Consider the following 254-nt stretch of genomic DNA (forward strand, 5'->3'; position numbering starts at 1 on the left):
CGGGATCTGCGCGATGCACGCGGCCAGCACCTGCAGGTGGTCGGCCACCGTGTTACTGCCCGCGCTGCCGGGGCGCAGCAGCATCGCCAGGCATTCCTGGGTGTTGGCGCACCACCCGGCCAGCGGATGGAAGCCGAAGGTCATCTTGAACGTGCCGGCCGCGCCCTGCTTCTTGCTGGAGGACTCGATGATCGTGGCGTCCAGGTCGATCACGACCCAGCCCGTCAGGAGTTTTCCCGCCACCACCAGCCACG

1 protein-coding gene is annotated in these 254 nt (G+C 68.1%); it reads right to left on the reverse strand.

The genetic code is table 11. The features are described from left to right. The coding region (locus tag KGA66_RS29555) for a transposase (RefSeq protein WP_211472956.1) at nt 1-213 on the reverse strand (213 nt) is incomplete at its 3' end. Nucleotides 214-254: the final 41 nt, after the last annotated feature.

This window comes from Actinocrinis puniceicyclus (genome assembly GCF_018283645.1).
Lineage (GTDB): Bacteria > Actinomycetota > Actinomycetes > Streptomycetales > Catenulisporaceae > Actinocrinis > Actinocrinis puniceicyclus.